Source organism: Hominisplanchenecus faecis (assembly GCF_020687205.1).
Lineage (GTDB): Bacteria > Bacillota > Clostridia > Lachnospirales > Lachnospiraceae > Hominisplanchenecus > Hominisplanchenecus faecis.
In genome coordinates this window covers 46,594-64,101 of the sequence record NZ_JAJEQE010000002.1, presented here as the reverse complement: position 1 = coordinate 64,101, position 17,508 = coordinate 46,594, and the positions used below count along the sequence as shown (strand labels likewise).

Below are 17,508 nucleotides of genomic sequence, written 5' to 3'. Positions count from 1 at the left end.
TTTACCTTTGAATATCCTTTCATTCATTTACAGATGTACAACGATTTCTGTTCCTTCTTCCATTTTGCTGTGGATTTCAATGTAACCGCCATAATATTCCACCACATGTTTGACAATGGACAGTCCAAGACCTGTTCCGCCCGTCTGTTTTGAATGACTTTTATCCACACGGAAAAACCGTTCAAAAATCCGGCTCTGATATTTCATCGGCACACCGATCCCGGTATCCTTCACACTGATACACGGATGTCCTTTCTTTTCGCTGACCGTAACCCACAGTTTTCCGTTTGGCTTGTTGTATTTGATTCCATTTTCGATCAGATTATAAAACAGATCATTCATCAGCTGCCTGGACGCGAGATACAAAACAGCATCTCCGGAAAGTTCAACCGTAACGTTCCGGCTCTGTGCCATCGGTTCCAGGCGGTCACAGACCTCTTTTGCAAAAGACAGCAGATCTATATTCTCTTTTCCATAATATACTTCCTTGTCATCCAGCTGACTGACTTTGATAATATCATTTACAAGCGTCAGCAGTCTCTCGGATTCCCTGTGTATTTTGGCGGCAAACTCCGGCACATCTTCTGGTGCAACCAGATGATTCTCCATCAGCTCAGCAAAACCAGAGATGGAAGTCAGCGGTGTCTTCAGTTCATGTGAAACATTTGCCGAAAATTCTTTTCGCATCCGCTCTGTCCGCTCCCGTTCAGTAATATCCAGGACCAGAATGATAATTCCCTGAATTTTTTGATTTTCCAGGATTGGATTTCCAAAATACTGAACTTTTTTATGATCCAGTTCCTGCATGGCAGTATGAACATTTCCTTTCAGTGCAGATTCTACTACCTCCTGCATCGGAATGCTGTCACAGAATCCGGAAATAGTCTGCCCGATAAATTTGCTTCCGGATACTTCAAACAGATCCTGGCAGCTCTGGTTCATATACTGAATCCTGCGGTCTGCATCCAGCATAATGAGCCCTTCATTCATATTTTCCGTAATTGCAGTTAATTTATACTCCTGTTCTTTCATATTTTGCATCTGCGTCTGGATTTTTCGATTCTGAAAACCAAGCCGTTTCTGCAAAACGCCAAGCTCCGGAAATACAAGATGCTCCATCGGATTTTCCAGATCAATGCCGTTGATCGCTTCTACGATATTTCTGGTAAGGAAATGGGCGATCAGAAATGTGATAAATATGACAAACAGTGCGATTCCGGTAAGTGCCGGAAGTACCTGTACAAACCCGCTCCAGATACTCAGTCCCTTACTTGAAAGACGCAGATATCTGCCGTCGGAAAGTTTTCGTGCATAATAATAAGTCTCCGACTGGATCGTACTGGAAATACGGCTGCTGGAACCTTCACCGTTCTTGCTGGCTTTTAAGATTTCCGGCCGTTTTGCATGATTTTCCATGCCCGATACATCTTTGACTTTATTGTCATACAACACCATACCATTTTCAGCGATCAGGGTGATGCGAAAGTCTGTCTTTCCGGCTGCCGCCTGAAAATCGACATCTGCATCTCCTTGCTTTTCCAGAAGTGCAGAAATGAATTCTGCCTCTTCCCGCATCCCTTCCTCTTTCTGATCATGAATCGTTCGATTATAAGAAAATACAAAAACAAACGATACAATCAGTATCGTTGTAAGTGCAACCCAGAAATAGTTTCGATAGATCCGTTGTTTCATCGCTTAATCCTCTATTTTATAACCGATTCCGCGTATTGTCTTTATAAAATCTCCGCATGTCCCAAGTTTCTGTCGCAGGGAACCAATATGTACGTCTACGGTGCGGCTCTCTCCCTCATACTCATAATTCCATATGGTGTTAAGGATCTTATCACGAGAGAGCACCAGCCCTCGGTTTTTCATAAGATAAGACAAAAGTTCAAACTCTTTGAACGTAAGACTGACCGCCTGTCCGCGGGCGTAAACCTCATGCTTCTGTTCATCCAGAACCAGCTCTCCGATCTTTAAGACTTCTCCCGCACTTCCTTTGCTCCGATCACTTCTGCGGATCACCGCCTTTACTCTGGAGATCAGTTCCATAACTCCAAACGGTTTTGTGATATAATCATCCGCACCGGAATCCAGACCCAGAACTTTATCGTATTCCGAAGATTTTGCCGTCATCATAATGACCGGGATATTCTCCGTATCCGGTCTGCTTTTCAGTTTTTTCAGAATGCTGACTCCATCCTCATCCGGAAGCATAATATCCAGCAGGATCAGATCCGGCTGCTGTTCTTTCATTCTTTTATAAAAAGAAGCAGCATTTTCAAATCCCATCACCTGAAATTCTGCGGTTTTCAGTGCGTACAGCACCAACTCCCTTATACTTGTATCGTCTTCCACGTAATAGATCCATTTTCCCATGACTGCTCCTTTATATTCCTTTTTATTGTTCTGACATCACATAGCCTGCCAGATTGTAGGCATGGTCAGAGATACGCTCCAGATTGCTGATAATATCCAGAAATGCCACTCCGCTTGTCGGATTGCACAACTGTCTGGAAAGGCGTTCAATATGCTTCTCCCTCAGCTCTTCTTCCAGATTATCGACCATATCCTCATATTTTACAACTTTATTTGCATCATCCATGCTGACCTTTTCTCTGGCCGATATGGAAAATACAAAAGATTTTTCAACCAGATCCATGATCTCTGCCAGATCACATCTGCCTTCTTCGGAAAAAGTGATCGGTTCGCCATCCTCTTTGACATCCATCAGCTCCACAATGTTTTCCACATGATCGCCGACACGCTCGATGTCACTGACCGAATAAAACAGATCGTTGACAACCATGTGCTGGTCTTCATTCAAAGAAAGATTGCTGATCTTAACCAGGTACTCTGTGATCAGTTTTTCCATCTTATTGATGACTTTTTCCGTACGGTAAACCTGCTCGATTTTTTCTTTGTCATAATTCATAACGGCTTCAAAGGCACGTTCCATATTTTCGTTTGCAATGTGCCCCATGTGTACAACTTCCAGAATCGCATTCTCAACGGCAAAAGACGGTGTCTCCAGGATACGGTCATCCAGATGACGCAGTGTGATCGCATCGTCACTCTGCTCTGCCTGTTCCTGTTCATCGCCGCCTTTGACCAGAAGACCGGATAATGCAACCAGTTTCCCCCTCAGCGGTGTCATAAGAACCGTACAGACAAGGTTAAAGATCGTATGGAATACCGAGATACCGACACTGTCGATCCCCATTGTCCCGAAAGCCGGGCGGAACTGAAACAGGACAAACAATCCGCTGCCCCAGACCAGTGCACCGAGTACATTGAACGTGAGATGGATCACAGCTGATCTTTTTGCATTGCGTGACTCGCCAAGGCTGGACAAAAGTGCCGTACAGCAGGAACCTATGTTCGATCCAAGACTGATATACATGGCAGAACTTGCAGTCACAACACCACCTGCCGCTGCAAGTGTCTGAAGGACACCAACTGCAGCCGATGAACTCTGCATGATCGCCGTAACGATCACACCGATCAGGATACCAAGGATCGGATTGCTGCCAAAGAGCTCAAATGCCCTGGTAAAGATTGGAAAATGCAGGTAATCTCCCGCAGCATCTCCCATAAAATCCAGACCGATAAACAAAAGGCCAAGTCCTACCAGGATCTCACCGACCGTCTGCTTTTTCGCCTTTTTGCTGAACATGATCAGAAAGGCTCCGATCCCGACCAGAAGTGGTGCATACAGAGAAGGGGAAAATGCCTTGAAAGCATCTCCCAGCTGTCCAAGTGATACGATCCACGCCGTAATACAGGTACCAATGTTTGCTCCCATAATGACGCCAACGGCCTGTGTCAGTGTCATGATGCCCGCATTGACAAATCCGACCACCATAACCGTTGTGGCACCGCTGCTCTGGATGATCGCCGTGACAAGTGCCCCGACCACAACTGCCATAAAGTGATTGCTCGTCAGAATCCCGAGCAGCTCTTTCATTTTATTGCCGGCTGTTTTCTGAATGCCTCCGGACATACTGTGCATACCGTAGAGGAACATACCAAGACCTCCGGCAAACATGAAAAGATTCCCAACGTCTGTGATCGTCATATATTTTCCCTCCACTCCAGATCACCTTTTTGCAGACCGATGACCAGAGATTCTGCTGTTGCGATATTGGTAGCAATCGGTATGTTATAAATATCACATGCTTTTGAAATCATTTCAATATTCGGCTCTCTCGAATTGGTAAATAATGGACTGTAGAAAAAAATCACCATATCCAATCCGTTTCGTTCGATCATTTCTACAAACTGTTTATCTCCGCCCACGCTTCCTGCCAGGAATTTGTGGACATGAAGGTTCGTTGCCTCCTCTATACGCCTTCCTGTGATCCCGGTCGCATACAACTCATGTTTTTCCAGGATACGTTTGTAGGCAACGCAAAAATCCTCGATCAGATTTTTCTTTGCATTGTGTGCAATTAATCCTATGTTCATTCTCTATCTACCTCAGATCATTATAGAGTTCTGCTGACTGTATTTTCGCAGACTATGGTCATTATAGCACAGACTCCTGCAAAAAAGAAAGTATTTTGTCACCATATTCTTAATTTTAAAAAAAGCAGGCAAGAGAAGTTTTCTCTCACCCGCTTTTGTCATTTTTCAATCCAAAACTTCAGAAGTTCCCGATCAGTACTGTGCACTGCCGTTTCCGTTCATGCCGCTTCCGGCTCCTCCGGACATCTGTCGCTCCTGTGCTTCGATCATTTTTTTGACCATATAGCCACCTACAGATCCGTTCTGTTTTGATGTCAGGTTACCATTGTAACCATCCGTCAGAGGAACGCCAAGTTCGCTTGCCACTTCCATTTTGAACCTGTCAAGAGCACCTTTTGCTTCCGGTACTGCCGCCACATTAGATGAACGATTTGCCATAATTACATGCCTCCTTTGAAATGTTTTGTTTTCCTTTTCTTTTTCAGATGTGCAATTTTCTATTGCGATCCTAGTATGTGGATTTCATCCGGTTTTAAACTGGAAAGTGTTTCAAAGTATAGCATCTTATGACAATTTGATCTTAAAGCTCGATTTTGTAGCTGTCGTTTCCTTCGTCATTGATCGTATAGTATGCACAGCTATTTTCCGGCTGCAGGAATACTTTGATCGTCTTGATATCTTTGATTTTATTTTTCTGAACTTTTGTCCAGTTTTCTTTTACTTTTTTCTTGATTTCTTCCTGTGTGATCTGCTTGCCGGCAAATTCCAGAACGAACTCTTCTTTTACTGCTGCTTTTCTTCCCGGAGTCTTCTTCGGTTCTGCTTTTTCAGCTGTTTCAGCTTTGGCAGCCTTTGCAGCTTTTGTTGTTTCTTTTACTTCTGCAACTTTTTCTTTTACAGCTTCTTTTACTTCTGCTGCTTTTTCTGCAACTTTTTCTACTGCTGTAACTTTTTCTGCTGTTTCTTCAGCAACAGTTGTCTTTACTTCTTTCTTTGCTGCTTCTTTGTTTACAGCAGCTGCTGCATTTTTCTTTGCCTGTCTACGGTTTGCCATAATAGTTTCCTCCTCATAAAAAAACATTCTAAACTCTCTTGTTTTTAATGCTTCTTAAGCAATCGGCTTAATCATATACCATTTTTTACAAATTATCAACTATAAATTCAAATTGCACAGATCCTTGTACATATATTTTTCGAGATTTTGTCTTAAAATGGCGTAATCTTTCCCTTCCGGATAGGATGGATCCTGCAGGGTGTCGTTTGCTGCATCGTTTGCTTCCTGTAAGATCGCGGCATCCTGAAAAACATCTCCGATGCGAAATGCAAGCTCTCCGCTCTGACGGATTCCAAAGAGATCTCCCGGTCCCCTCAGACGCAGATCTTCGTTCGCAATATAAAAACCGTCGTTGGATTTGTTCAAAATTTCCAGACGCTTTTTTGTCTTTTCTCCGTCTTTCCCATAACACAGGATACAGTAAGACTGTGCATCTCCTCTTCCGACACGCCCGCGAAGCTGATGCAGCTGTGCAAGGCCGAAACGCTCCGCATTTTCGATCATCATAACGCTGGCGTTCGGTACATTCACACCAACTTCGATCACCGTCGTGGAAACAAGAACCTGGATTTCATTTTTCACAAAAGCTTCCATGATCTCGTTCTTCTTGGCCGGTTTCATCTTGCCATGGAGATACGAAACCGTAATATCCTGCGGCAGTGTACTTCTCAGTTTTTCTGTATAAGAAATCACATCTTCTGCTTCGATCTGCTCGCTCTCCTCCACCATCGGACAGATGATATACGCCTGATGCCCCATCTTTACCTGTTTCTCTATAAAACGATATGCTTTCGGACGGTAAGAGGTGTCAACCACACAGTTTTTGACCGGCAGACGGTTTGCCGGAAGTTCATTCACAACCGAAATATCAAGATCTCCATACAGGATCACGGCCAGTGTCCTTGGGATCGGAGTTGCACTCATAACCATCACATGCGGCATATCTCCTTTTTCCGACAGAGACTCTCTTTGCCGCACACCGAAACGGTGCTGCTCATCGGTAATCACAAGTGCCAGATTTTTATATTGGATCTTTTCCTGAAAGACCGCATGCGTCCCAATGATGATCTGTGATTCTCCGGAGACAATTCTGCCGCAGGCTTCCCGTTTTTGTTTCGCTGTCATGGAACCAGTAAGCAGTTCTGCATAAAAAGGCAGTTTCTGTTCGCAGATCTGCTTCTGGATAGCCTCCATATGCTGCACTGCAAGCACCTCGGTCGGAACCATCAGGCATCCCTGCCAGCCATTTCCCGCTGCAAGAAAGAGGGCAAGAAAGGCAAGGATCGTCTTTCCAGATCCTACATCTCCCTGTATCAGGCGTGACATCAGATAATCACCTGTCATATCACGCTCGATCTCCTGCCAGACCTTTTTTTGTGCCCCGGTAAGTGAAAAAGATAAGTTTGCAATGATCTGATCTGTTAGAGGAATTTTCTGTATCTGAAATCTCTGCGGATTTCGTTCATTTACCTGCTTCAGCTGCCGCAGTGCAAGGATAAACAGATAAAATTCATCAAATACCAGTCTTCTTCTCGCCAGAAGCATCTGTTCCCGATTCTCCGGAAAATGAATCTGTTCAAGTGCAAAATGATATTCTGCGAGATGATACTTGCTGCGGATAGCAGGCGGCAGTGTCTCTTTGAAAAAGGGCAGACTTTCAAGTGCCTGCCGCACTGCTTTCTCGATGGTCTTTGCAGAGAGTCCTTCCGTCAGAGGATACACCGGTTTTAAATGCTGCCGCATCCTGTGATATTCCTCGAAAGAAAAAACAGCTGGCTGCTCCAATACCAACTGTCTGTTTTTCTTTGCTGCTTTGCCCCACAGCACATAAGGCACACCGGCTCTTACGGTGCTGCGAAGATAAGGCATATTATACCAGGTGATGCGTATTTTCTGTGCATCACTTTCGAATACGCCGGATACAATCTGCATGTTTTTTACACGCTTCACTGCCAGCGGTCCCTGAAACTGACCATACAGAGCAGCCGTCATGCCGTCTGTTACGGCATCCGGCTTCTGTATTTCCCCGTACGTTTCATACGTTCTCGGATAGTAGGAAAGCAGTTCTCCTACATTCGTTACGCCCACTTTTGCAAACAGCTTTTCTGTCTTTTCACCAATTCCTTTTAGCTCTGTAAGCGGTGATAATGTATTCATAATTACTCCACAGAAACAACATAATAATAGATTGGCTGACCTCCGGCATAGACTTCCACATCACAGGAAGGATATTTTTCCGTCAGTGCCTGTTCCAGTTTTTCTGCATCTTCGGCTTTTGTATCCTCTCCGTAATATACCGTGATCAGTTCTGCATCATCGGCATCCATCAGGGCAATCGTTTCCAGTGTAACATCCTGAATCTCTTTTCCGACCGCAAGGATCTCATGATCGCCGATTCCCATGATATCGCCCTCATGGATCTCCTTGTCATCAATGTGCGTGTCACGCACTGCATAAGTGATCTGTCCGGTTTTTACATTTTTGATCTCTTCAGACATTGCCTCCGTATTTTCTTCCACAGAAGCCTCGGCACTGTAAGTGACAACGGCTGTGATTCCCTGCGGAACGGTTTTGGTCGGAATTACGATCACTTCTTTGTCTTTGGTCAGAAGTTTTGCCTGATTTGCTGCCAGAATAATGTTTTTATTATTCGGAAGAATGTAAATCGTCTCCGCATTTACTTCTTCGATTGCACGCAGCATATCTTCGGTACTCGGATTCATGGTCTGACCGCCTTCGATCAGATAATCAACGCCCAGTTCGCGGAAGATCTCACCGATACCCTCACCAATGGAAACGGAAATAAATCCGACCGGCTTCGGCGGCACCATTTTTTTACGCTCTTCTTCTTCGAACTTCTGCTGTTCTGCAACTTTTGCCGCATCTTTGATCAGTTTCTCCTGATGCTCCTCACGCATATTGTCGATTTTGATACGGGTCAGTGAGCCGTAAGTGAGTGCTCTGGAGATTGCTTTGCCAGGGTCGTTTGTATGTACATGGACCTTGACAACATCTTCATCTGACACAACAACGATGGAATCACCGATGGACTCCAGAAATCCTTTGAACTCCTGCTCCGTCTGCGGTGTATACTCTTTTTCGAGCATGATGATAAATTCGGTACAGTAACCGAATCGAATCTCTGCCTGAGCCGGGGCTTCCTTTTCCTGTGCCGGGGCTTTTTTGGTGCTTTCAGCCGGTTCAACCGTATAATCGATCTCTTTTCCAAGAAATGCATCGTAAGCACCCTTTAACACCTGCACAAGTCCCTGTCCGCCGGAGTCTACAACGCCTGCTTCTTTCAGAACCGGCAGCATCTCCGGTGTCTTTGCAAGGACAGCATCTGCCTCTTCGATCACCTGTTTTAAGAAATCATCCAGTGAAATATCATTCTCTGCAAGCTCCAGTGCTTTGTCTGCTGCACCCTTTGCCACCGTGAGAATCGTGCCTTCCTTTGGCTTCATAACTGCTTTGTATGCAGTCTCCACTGCTTTCTGAAAAGCAGCTGCCAGGATTGCAACATCAATCTCCTCATATTTTTTGATGCCTTTTGTAAATCCACGGAACAGCTGAGAGAGGATAACACCTGAGTTACCGCGTGCTCCGCGAAGAGATCCGGAAGAAATCGCTTTTGCAAGTACTTCCATCGTCGGATCTTCCAGTGCCGCTACTTCTTTGGCCGCAGCCATGATGGTCATGGTCATGTTGGTTCCGGTATCACCGTCCGGTACCGGAAAAACATTCAGTTCATTGATCCATTCTTTCTTTGACTCCAGGTTTTTTGCTCCTGCCAGAAACATTTTGGCAAAAAGTGCGGCATTTATTGTATTTATTTCCACAACGAGTTCCTCCTTAATCTATCGGTCTGACACCTTCTACATAAATATTGATCTCATGAATCTCCATACCGGTAAATTCTTCGACTTTATATTTGACATTGTTGATCAGATTGTCTGCAACCGCAGAAATGCTGACGCCATAAGCCACGATCACATGAAAATCAAGTGAAATTTTATTATCCTCAACGGTAACCTGTATTCCATTTTTCAGGCTGTCTTTCTTCAGAAGTCTTACCAGACCGTCTTTCATGCTCACCGTTGCCATACCGACAATTCCAAAACACTCTACTGCAACACTTCCGGCATAGGTAGCGATCACATCCGTGTCGATCAAAATCGAACCCAGTTCTGTTTCCATTCTTCCTTTCATATCATGATACCTCCTATGTTAATAGCTGTATTATTTATTCATTATAACCTGTTTCATATAAAAAGAAAACATGAAAAATCATTTTTTACAGTTTTTTTAAATTTTCGCATTTTTTGCTTGCATTATCATGCAGCTTCTGGTAAAATACTTATTGTTGTGAGCCTATTGTAGGCAATATAATGTCAAGGAGGTGCAGTCATGGCTAGATGTGCTATTTGTGATAAGGGAGCTCATTTCGGTAACAACGTGAGTCATTCTCATAGAAGATCCAATAAAATGTGGAAATCTAACATTAAATCTGTTCGCGTTAAAGTAAACGGTGGAACAAAGAAAATGTATGTATGTACTTCATGCTTACGTTCTGATAAAGTTGAAAGAGCATAAGGATCATAAAATAAAAACATGGATATGAAAGAGCAGGGATAGAACGACCGATGTCCCGGCTCTTTTTTCTTTTGCTCAAATTTTCATTCCGGTCAGAGCGTTTCAGACCATCATATCTAATCTTATACAGCAAAAGAGCAGGGAAACCTTTTTGGGTTCTCTCCCGCTCTTTTTCTTGCTGTCGGATGTTTCTTTGGAACGGTTCTGTTACAGAGTAGCTTTTACTGTTCCGGAAACATGTTCCGTTTTTTTATTTTTTTACAGTTGCTTTCTTTGGCAGACCTGCTTTTTTCAGCATTCTCTTATACTTGGAAAGCTTCTTGGCCGGTACGGTCACTTTTGCTTTTGCATCGATCTTGCTGAATGCTTTGCTTCCGATGGAAGTAATGCCGGTTGCTTTCTTCATATTGACAGTCTTCAGTTTGCTGCAGCCTGCAAATGCATTTTTCTCAATCTTCTTCACATTGCTTCCGATCGTAACTTTCTTCAGCTTCTTACAGCTCTTGAATGCATTTTTGCTGATCCGTGTTACTTTGTAGGTAACGCCGTTGATCTTAACGGTTTTGGCAACGTTTACAGAAGTCACTTTCTTATCTGCTGTAACAACTGCTGCTGTCTTCTTCTTTGCGTTCAGGATCTGATAAGTGACCTTATTCAGAACTCTCTTGTTCACAGTCGGTTTTTCCGGCTCACCTGGTTTCTCTGTAGGTCTCTCGGTCGGTTTTTCCGTTGGTTTTTCCGTTGGTTTTTCTGTTGGTTTTTCTGTTGGTTTTTCTGTTGGTTTTTCTGTTGGTTTTTCGGTCGGTTTTTCCGTTTCCGCTTTCTTCAGTTTTGCTTTTGCATCCTGTAAAGCGATCAGCAGGTTCTGCAGCTCCTCTGTTGTTGCATCTGCTTTGGCATTTGCAGCGTTTTCATATGCTGTTTTAAATACTGCCCAGCTTTCTTTCGTGTAAGTACCGGATGCATTACCATCTTCGTAGATACCCTTTGTTTCTGCATTTTCCACTGCGTTTTTCAGAGCGGTCGTTGCCTGTTCGATCTCCTCTTTTTTCAGATCTTCGCCGGTCTGTTTCGGGCACTCTAGTGTGATGATCTCACAGATAGACGGTGCTGTTTCACCCCAGGTGATCTTTACATCGTATACCTGATCATATCCATACGTGTAGAAGGTGTTCAGGCTCTTATCCAGTTTACCGATCGTCTCCCAGGTGTCTGCACCGGTACGGATGGAAACTTCTGCATTGCTGATGGATTTCTGTACAATGTTCAGTTTGCGGACATTGGTTGTATCAGACAGATGATATACCAGAGAACCTTCGGTCTTATCCGTCATATCCGGCTCAAATGCGGTTGTCAGGTCACCATCATTTAAGTTCCAAGGCTCGTATCCTCTTTTTAATTTTGCATCGGTTTCAAAGGTCGGATCGTTTACGGTCTGGATGTATTCTCCGCCGTTGATCTGGATTTCATTGAGTTCTACCCAACGAGCACTGTATCCTGCGTTAAAGTACAGACGGATGTATTTTGCTTTTACATTGTTAATGTTTGCATTTTCAACATAAGAATATGCTACATCTACAGTGTCATGTGTCCAGCCATTTTCTGCCGGTTTGGTGTCGCGATCTGTTCCGTCGTTTTCGATACCGTCACCGATCTTGATAAGGTCTGTCCAGGTTTTATTATCAACAGATGCCTGGATCACTGCATCACGCGGATAATCGATTGCAGTATCCAGAACATATACTTTCAGAGATTTCAGTGTGATTTCCTGTCCGAGTGTATATGTTATATAATCGTCTTTTGCCGGTGTTGCACAATATTTTGCCTTCGATGTCAAATCGCCGTCCATCCAGTTTGCGGTCGTACCAAGTTTTCTTGCATCCTCACTGTTTGACGCTCCGCCAATGTTTGTTTCAAGCAGATCCATAGCCCCGATCTCATCGTTTGTCACTTCAAATTTGCTCAGGCTGAAGGTAACATCCGTACTTCCGTTGTTGATCAGGCGAATGTAACGTGCACTCTTTGCAGATGTGCTATCTGTCCACTCTTTCTGATTCAGGGAAGTCTGCAGAGTCAGTTTGTCAGTTCCGTTGCCTTCTGTATTGATGGATGCAATTGCATGGATACGGTCAAGTTTCAGTCCGATGTACTGTCCTGCTTTCAGGGTTACATTGTCTCTTGCATAGACTTTGGAAACTTCATCTCCATAAGTTACTTTCCAGTTCTCATCGTTTGTATTGGTGTAATCCATAACATCGCCGGTTGCTTCTGCTTCTTTTCCATAAACAGAAAATTCATTGAATTTGATCCAGTTACGACGATCTTCGTTGTTTACCAGTCTGATATAACGTGCAGACGTGCCTTTTAAATCTTCAACGTAAGTATCGGTGCCATTGGCTGTTCCGGTCTGTGCAGATTTTGAAGTCCAGCTGTTTCCATCTTCTGAATATTCAAGATGGTATTTAATCCATTTATCTGGACTGCCCGCACCCATGGCGATACGCACTTTGTATACTTCTTTTGCTTCACCAAGATCCATCTGGATATAATCTCCGGCAACGCTGGTATCATTGGAAGCTGGCTTAAACCAGGTAAAGGTAGAATCATCCCCGTCTGTCACATTGGACAGCGGATAACTTCCGGACTGATACAGGCTCCATCCGCTCGTATAGCTGATGGTTCCAGTATATTTGTTATCTGTAACTTCGCTGTTGCCATCTTTTTCAAATGCATCACAGGAAATCTCACGGATGATCAGCCAGCGATTTCTGTCGTTGTTGCTGTTCTTCCAGCGGAATCCTTTGATCTCTTTTGCTTCTGCAAGCTCCAGAGTTACATCTGTGGTAGAACCGGCTGCCGGCTGTGTTTCAAATGCCGTCCAGCTGCTGCCGTCTGTCGTATATTCCATAACACCGTTTGGAATATAATCATTTTCGTGTCCGCTGCATGCCAGTGCGACCGTCATTTTTTTAACCGGTGTCATCTGGTTAAAGAGAAGTCCTACATAGTCACCAGTCTGCTGGTCGGTCTGGATCTGGAAATTGGTATTTAAGTTTCCATCAATTGCATTGGCTGCATTTCCCGTATTTCCGGAGTTTTCTGTTCCGCCGACACGGTAGATCAGAGTTCTTTCCAGTTTGATGTGTTCCGGATCAATGATCTGTTTTACAGTATCAGAAACATTTTTCATAACTTTTTCGGTAAACGGAACAATGTAGAGAAGACCTGCTGTCGCATATTTTGTTTCATTTACATAACGGAATCCATAAGTCCGGGAACGTTCATATAAAGTCTGTGCTGCAGAATAGTGCTCCCATACTTTATCATTTTCTTTTGTCTGAACGGCTTTGAGTGCATCCATCAGCTCGATATCTGCTTCACACTCATCACGCAGACACGCAAGGAACGGTGTCATCTGCTCGCTCAGACGTTTATTGGTGCCATCTGTCAGATATTTTACAGCTGCATCGTAAATGGTCTTGAACTCGTTACGCATATCATCCAACTCTGCTGTCGTAACCGTTCCTGCTTCTACTTTTTTCTGAATCTCTGCCAGCTTGTTTTTCAGGTCAACAGACTCTTCGAATTTTGCCTGTCTTCCGGCTGTCTGAACCGGTCCCTGATAGATCATATGTTTTGCCACTTCACGCAGGGCTTTAGAAGAATCGGATTCCAGTGCAGTAACATGGTCGATATATTTAAAGGAATCTTCCCATGCCTGATCACCTTCTTCTTTTGCATCCCATGGTTTCCAGCAATAATCTGCTGCGGTAAAGATCGCTACTTTGGAAGGTTCTGAATGCTGCATCGGGTTGAGAATGATACCTTCGTATTTGTGACCGTCAATTCCGGTATGCAAGATGGTATTGTGACCACCCATGATCAGACCTGTTTTATAGTTATCGTTGCACGGCCAGTTTACCCACATGTAAGGATAACGTCCTGCAACGCCATTGGATGCTACATTGTTATAGAAGTTATCTGCAAAGTTCGCACTTACCTGTCCCCATACTGCATTACCGGTCATCAGCATATGTACCTGTCTGTTTGCAGAAGCGTTGATGCCCTTCAGTTTTGCAGAAGAACCATTTCCCATGTAGTCTGTCGGGCAGTACAGGATGTCGGTTTTCAGATCCGGATATCTGGAGTTCTTCAGTTCCGTCAGCCAGTTTGTCAGGTCATTGAGCAGTCTGCTTAAATTTGCTGCACTTGATCCGGTCGCATCATCCTCCAGCAGGGCGATCTGACGCACACCGGATTCAATAACCTGCAGATATTTTGCTTTTACGGTTGCCAGATCTGCATTGTAATTGTTGAAATTAAATGGACTGTTCATAAATGGATGCAGAGCATATACGAAAAAGCATTTGTTTTCGTTTCCTGCCTGGGCAAGTTTCTTGATGTTTTCAAGATTTTCAGTCGGATACAGCTCTCTCCACTGACTGTTGTGGTATGGATCATCCTTTGGTGCGAACACATACTGATTCATCTTGATCTCGCCGCCGAATTTCATCAGATCAATACGGTCTTCCAGTGACCACGGATTTCCATAATATCCTTCGATAAATCCACGGAACTGTACTTCTGCATAGTCTGTCACCGTCAGCTCTTTGATCTTTTTGTCTGCGGAAAGCTGTTCAAAAATACGTTTCAGTGTGGTGACACCGTAAAATGCCGCATCGGTGTCTTTACCAAGGACTACGATCTTGCCGTCTTTGACATACAGCATATAAGCATCGTAATTATCAAAGGTCGCCTGAACCGCTCCGTTTGCTTTTCCGTAAGTATCTGCTGCATCCCCGGAACCATAAACACCAACGATCAGCTCGGTCTTGTCTGACGCTGCACTTTCGTTTCCGGTCAGTTTCAGCACATTCAGCGTGTCTGTGATACGTGTTTTTGTGTAATCGTCAATGTCACTTCCGATCGACAGTTTCACCTGATCGGTAAGCTGCATTTCTTTGTCACCGTAGGTGATCTCCTGCGGTGTCGGGTAGATCTCATACTCACCTGCTGTTTCTTTTACGCCTGCGGATACAGGAATACAGAACAGCATAAGCATTGCCAGAAAAGCAACGAGCTTCATACCCAGTGATGTTGTTTTCTTTTTCATGTGTTTCCTCCTTTTCTTTTTGTACCCCTGCACAAAAACCTCTTTATCTTAGTCATAAACAGGCAGGGATACGTTACTTTTACTATAACAATTTCCGTAAGTTGCGTCAACTGTTATCTTCAATCTCTGTCGGAAAAGATGCCTGCTTCTGCCGGGATGAATACATGATCCAGAACTGGATCTGTCGGCTGCTTTGCATTTTTTACCGCCTCTTCACAGAAATAGTCCTGTGCACAGATCAGCATCTTTTTCCCTCTTTTATCAATCTTTTCATAGCTTCCGTCCGGCTGCAGGATATGAGCCTTCAGATTATCAGCAAGCTGGATATCCAGAATATGTTTTGCCTGCTGTTTGATCTTTTCATCTTTTAATGGAAATACGATCTCAACACGTTTGTCCAAATTTCGCGGCATCCAGTCCGCACTGCCCATATACAACTCTTCTGCCCCGTCATTATAGAAATAGAAGATACGGGCATGTTCCAGGAAATTGCCGACGATCGAACGTACCGATATGTTTTCGCTGATATGCGGGATGCCGACCTTCAGACAGCAGATGCCGCGGATGATCAGTTCGATCTTCACCCCTGCCGCCGATGCCGCATAGAGTGCCTCGATGATCTCCCGGTCACACAGGGAATTCATTTTTGCAATGATATGGGCTTCTTTTCCCGCCAGTGCCCAGTTCTTCTCTCGTTCGATCAGTCTTAAGAAACGTTTGCGGAGCCAGATCGGTGCAACGATAAGGTCGTTCCAGTGTTTTGGTTCGGAATAGCCGGAGAGCATGTTAAATACCGCAGTCGCATCTTCCCCTATCGGTTCTGCACAGGTCAGAAGACCGCAGTCCGTATACAATTTTGCCGTAGAATCGTTATAATTTCCAGTTCCGAGATGCACATAACGGCGGATACCGTCTTCTTCTCTCCGGACAACCAGAGTGATCTTGCTGTGTGTTTTCAGACCCACCAGTCCATAGATCACATGACATCCTGCTTTTTCTAGCTTTTTTGCCCAGATGATATTGTTTTCTTCATCAAAACGGGCTTTTAATTCTACCAGAACAGAAACCTGTTTGCCGTTCTCTGCCGCCTGTGCCAGTGCTGCAATGATCGGTGAATTACCGCTGACACGATAAAGTGTCTGCTTAATCGCCAGAACATTCGGATCCTTCGCTGCCTGTTTTACAAAATCTACGACCGGGTCAAACGTCATGTACGGATGATGCAGTAAAATGTCACCTTTGCGGATATTGGCAAAAATGCTGTCATCGTTCATCAGTGCCGGTACCGGCTGCGGAATATATTTTTTCACTTTGCAGTCTTCAAACCCTTCCATGCCGTACAGCTTCATCAGAAAAGTCAGATCCAGCGGTCCGCCTATTTCAAATACATCGCTGTCTTTCACGGCAAACTCTTCTTTTAAGATATCCAACAGCCGTTTGTCGATCTTTCCTTCGATCTCCAGACGGATCACTTCGCCCCACTGACGTTTCTTTAACTGTTTCTGAATCTCTTTGAGCAGATCCTCTGCTTCATCCTCATCAATGGATAAGTCTGCATTTCGCATAACACGGTATGGATGTGCACATACGACATCGTAACTTAAAAACAGCTGTCCGATGTTCCGCTCTATGATCTCTTCCAGAAGAATCACACGTTTTTCTCCGTCTTTTCCTTCTGGAAGTTCCACGATTCTTGGCAGGACAGATGGTACCTGCACCGTTGCAAAATCCAGTGTCTTATGCTTTTCCTTGCCGTCTTTTCTGCAGATCAGAGCACCGATATTCAGGGTCTTGTTGCGGATCAGCGGAAATGGTCTGGAAGAATCCATCGCCATCGGTGTCAGAACCGGATAGACATTTTCCTCAAAATAAGCATCCACAAATTTTTTCTGCTCTTCGCTCAGACTCTCGTGCTCGGAAATAATTTTCAGCCCCCGCTTTTTCAGAGCCGGGATCAGAGAGCGATTGTAAGTAGAATACTGCAGATCTACCAGTTCGTGTGTCTCTTTTAAGATTTTTTTCAGCTGCTCCGAAGCCGTCATCCCGGAAATATCCTTTTTTGTGTAACCTGCGTGCACCATATCTTTCAAGGATGCCACACGGATCATAAAGAATTCATCCAGATTGGATGCTGTGATACTTAAAAATTTCAGCCGTTCAAATAGCGGAAGTGAGGCATCTCTTGCCTCTCCCAAAATGCGGTTGTTAAACCCCAGCCAGCTTAATTCTCGGTTTGTATAGTATTCTGCTTTTTTTAAATCCATTTCACCCATACGGACAT

The 17,508-nt window shown here is 44.3% G+C and carries 12 protein-coding genes; 1 reads left to right on the top strand and 11 read right to left on the bottom strand.

Translation table 11 applies throughout. The features are described 5' to 3' along the window. Window positions 1-27: 27 nt before the first annotated feature. The 9 genes from LKD42_RS01120 to LKD42_RS01080 all read right to left on the bottom strand — a co-directional run bounded on the left by LKD42_RS01120 (window position 28) and on the right by LKD42_RS01080 (window position 9,730). Window positions 28-1,692 (bottom strand): ATP-binding protein, encoded by a 1,665-nt coding sequence (locus tag LKD42_RS01120; protein ID WP_248834558.1) that lies wholly within the window; start codon window positions 1,690-1,692, stop codon window positions 28-30. Window positions 1,693-1,695: 3 nt separating this feature from the next. Beyond that, window positions 1,696-2,379 carry a response regulator gene (locus LKD42_RS01115; RefSeq protein ID WP_248834557.1) on the bottom strand — a complete coding sequence of 228 codons (684 nt, stop codon included), beginning with the start codon at window positions 2,377-2,379 and terminating at the stop codon, window positions 1,696-1,698. 22 nt (window positions 2,380-2,401) lie between these two features. Continuing rightward, complete coding sequence (locus LKD42_RS01110; RefSeq protein ID WP_248834556.1) at window positions 2,402-4,078, bottom strand: Na/Pi cotransporter family protein; 1,677 nt, start codon at window positions 4,076-4,078, stop codon at window positions 2,402-2,404. Continuing rightward, entirely contained in the window at window positions 4,075-4,467 is a 393-nt protein-coding gene (locus tag LKD42_RS01105) for a methylglyoxal synthase (protein ID WP_022119591.1), read from the bottom strand. The genes LKD42_RS01110 and LKD42_RS01105 overlap by 4 nt, the downstream gene beginning before the upstream one ends. Window positions 4,468-4,659: 192 nt before the next feature. Further along, window positions 4,660-4,905, bottom strand: a complete 246-nt coding sequence (locus tag LKD42_RS01100) for an alpha/beta-type small acid-soluble spore protein (protein ID WP_022119590.1) — start codon at window positions 4,903-4,905, stop codon at window positions 4,660-4,662. Between the two features lie 142 nt (window positions 4,906-5,047). Then, the gene (locus LKD42_RS01095) at window positions 5,048-5,521 is read right to left on the bottom strand and encodes a DUF6465 family protein (RefSeq protein WP_147631396.1); all 474 of its coding nucleotides are present in this window, start codon (window positions 5,519-5,521) and stop codon (window positions 5,048-5,050) included. Between the two features lie 99 nt (window positions 5,522-5,620). Next, window positions 5,621-7,678: an ATP-dependent DNA helicase RecG gene (recG, locus tag LKD42_RS01090; protein WP_147631395.1), complete on the bottom strand. Its 2,058-nt coding sequence runs from the start codon at window positions 7,676-7,678 to the stop codon at window positions 5,621-5,623. Window positions 7,679-7,680: 2 nt separating this feature from the next. Beyond that, complete coding sequence (locus LKD42_RS01085; protein ID WP_248834555.1) at window positions 7,681-9,360, bottom strand: DAK2 domain-containing protein; 1,680 nt, start codon at window positions 9,358-9,360, stop codon at window positions 7,681-7,683. A 13-nt stretch (window positions 9,361-9,373) separates the two neighbouring features. Next, window positions 9,374-9,730 (bottom strand): Asp23/Gls24 family envelope stress response protein, encoded by a 357-nt coding sequence (locus tag LKD42_RS01080; RefSeq protein ID WP_022119586.1) that lies wholly within the window; start codon window positions 9,728-9,730, stop codon window positions 9,374-9,376. A gap of 198 nt (window positions 9,731-9,928) precedes the next feature. Here LKD42_RS01080 and rpmB point away from each other — a divergent pair, with 198 nt between their 5' ends. Continuing rightward, window positions 9,929-10,114, top strand: a complete 186-nt coding sequence (rpmB, locus tag LKD42_RS01075; RefSeq protein WP_022119585.1) for a 50S ribosomal protein L28 — start codon at window positions 9,929-9,931, stop codon at window positions 10,112-10,114. A gap of 250 nt (window positions 10,115-10,364) precedes the next feature. Here rpmB and LKD42_RS01070 read toward each other — a convergent pair whose 3' ends face one another. Continuing rightward, entirely contained in the window at window positions 10,365-15,227 is a 4,863-nt protein-coding gene (locus LKD42_RS01070; protein WP_248834554.1) for a beta-N-acetylglucosaminidase domain-containing protein, read from the bottom strand. Window positions 15,228-15,346: 119 nt separating this feature from the next. Next, window positions 15,347-17,491: an RNA degradosome polyphosphate kinase gene (locus LKD42_RS01065; protein WP_215660896.1), complete on the bottom strand. Its 2,145-nt coding sequence runs from the start codon at window positions 17,489-17,491 to the stop codon at window positions 15,347-15,349. Window positions 17,492-17,508: the final 17 nt, after the last annotated feature.

What these genes read in the sequence shown, in the direction of transcription:
- LKD42_RS01120 (WP_248834558.1), bottom strand. Translation starts at nt 1,692, where the DNA reads ATGAAACAACGGATCTATCGAAACTATTTCTGGGTTGCACTTACAACG.
- LKD42_RS01115 (WP_248834557.1), bottom strand. Translation starts at nt 2,379, where the DNA reads ATGGGAAAATGGATCTATTACGTGGAAGACGATACAAGTATAAGGGAG.
- LKD42_RS01110 (WP_248834556.1), bottom strand. Translation starts at nt 4,078, where the DNA reads ATGACGATCACAGACGTTGGGAATCTTTTCATGTTTGCCGGAGGTCTT.
- LKD42_RS01105 (WP_022119591.1), bottom strand. Translation starts at nt 4,467, where the DNA reads ATGAACATAGGATTAATTGCACACAATGCAAAGAAAAATCTGATCGAG.
- LKD42_RS01100 (WP_022119590.1), bottom strand. Translation starts at nt 4,905, where the DNA reads ATGGCAAATCGTTCATCTAATGTGGCGGCAGTACCGGAAGCAAAAGGT.
- LKD42_RS01095 (WP_147631396.1), bottom strand. Translation starts at nt 5,521, where the DNA reads ATGGCAAACCGTAGACAGGCAAAGAAAAATGCAGCAGCTGCTGTAAAC.
- recG (WP_147631395.1), bottom strand. Translation starts at nt 7,678, where the DNA reads ATGAATACATTATCACCGCTTACAGAGCTAAAAGGAATTGGTGAAAAG.
- LKD42_RS01080 (WP_022119586.1), bottom strand. Translation starts at nt 9,730, where the DNA reads ATGAAAGGAAGAATGGAAACAGAACTGGGTTCGATTTTGATCGACACG.
- rpmB (WP_022119585.1), top strand. Translation starts at nt 9,929, where the DNA reads ATGGCTAGATGTGCTATTTGTGATAAGGGAGCTCATTTCGGTAACAAC.
- LKD42_RS01070 (WP_248834554.1), bottom strand. Translation starts at nt 15,227, where the DNA reads ATGAAAAAGAAAACAACATCACTGGGTATGAAGCTCGTTGCTTTTCTG.
- LKD42_RS01065 (WP_215660896.1), bottom strand. Translation starts at nt 17,491, where the DNA reads ATGGATTTAAAAAAAGCAGAATACTATACAAACCGAGAATTAAGCTGG.